The 1,367-nt window shown below is 69.0% G+C and carries 1 protein-coding gene; it reads left to right on the plus strand.

What is annotated here, in order from left to right:
- The first annotated feature begins 95 nt into the window (after nucleotides 1–95).
- Entirely contained in the window at nucleotides 96–1,343 is a 1,248-nt protein-coding gene (locus E7Z53_RS19845; protein WP_109223270.1) for an IS256 family transposase, read from the plus strand.
- The last annotated feature ends 24 nt before the right edge of the window (nucleotides 1,344–1,367 follow it).

Here is a 1,367-nt window from a genome sequence, read left to right on the forward strand (position 1 = left end):
GGGTAGCCCGGTGAGCGCGTCGTCATAGACGAGGGCGGTCACCGCGTGATCCTTCGAGTGAACCTTCCACAGCACTCTCGAAGAGGACCATCACGATGACCGCTCCTTCCAGTATCGACCCTGCCCAGTTCCTGCACGAGCACCTTGCCCAGGCCTCCCCGGACCTGCTGCGCCAGATGCTCACGACCTTCGTCAACACGCTGCTCTCGGCCGAGGCCGACACGGTGTGCGGGGCCGCCTACGGGGCCTCGTCCCCGGATCGGGTGAACTCCCGCAACGGCTACCGCCACCGCGACTTCGACACCCGCGCTGGCACCATCGATGTGGCGATCCCGAAGCTGCGGACCGGCACGTACTTCCCGGAATGGTTGCTCGAGCGCCGCCGGCGGGCCGAGTCCGCGCTGACCAGTGTGGTGGCCACTTGCTACTTGTTGGGGGTCTCGACCCGTCGGATGGACAAGCTCGTGCAGTCGTTGGGCATCACCGGGCTGTCTCGCTCCCAGGTCTCGACCATGGCCACCGACCTCGACGAGCACGTGGAGTCCTTCCGTACCCGGCCCTTGGATGCCGGGCCGTACACGTTCGTGGCCGCCGACGCCCTGACGATGAAAGTCCGCGAGGGCGGGCGGGTGGTGAAGGTCGCGGTCATGGTCGCCACCGGCGTCAACGCCGACGGCCACCGCGAGATCCTCGGCGTGCAGACCGCCACGGCCGAGTCCGGGGCCGGGTGGCTCACGTTCTTCCGTGATCTGGTGGCCCGCGGCCTGGCCGGAGTCCGGCTGGTGACTTCTGATGCCCACGCCGGGCTGGTGGAGGCCATCGGGGCGACCCTGCCCGGGGCGTCCTGGCAGCGGTGCCGCACCCACTACGCGGCCAACCTCATGGCGACCACACCGAAGGCTTCTTGGCCGGCGGTGAAGGCGATGCTGCACTCGGTCTACGATCAGCCCGACGCCGCCTCGGTGCAGGCGCAGTTCGACAAGCTCCTCGAGATGGTCGAGCCCCAGCTGCCGGCCGTGCACGCCCACCTGGACGAGGCCAGGGCCGAGATCCTGGCCTTCACCACCTTTCCGAAGGGACTGTGGCGCCAGATCTGGTCGAACAACCCCAATGAGCGGCTCAACCGCGAGATCCGCCGGCGCACCGACGTGGTCGGGATCTTCCCGGACCGGACCTCGCTGATCCGCCTGGTCGGGGCGGTGCTGGCCGAGCAGCACGACGAGTGGGCCGAAGGACGGCGCTACCTGGGCCTGGACGTGCTCGCCAAGTCCCGCCTGAGCCTCGTCACCACCGCCGACACCGAACAGGAGGACACCACCGCCCTCGGCGCCCTCAGCGCCTGACCCCACAAGGATCACGCCGATCCT

Origin of the sequence: Kocuria salina (genome assembly GCF_013368965.1) — a bacterium.
Lineage (GTDB): Bacteria > Actinomycetota > Actinomycetes > Actinomycetales > Micrococcaceae > Kocuria > Kocuria rosea.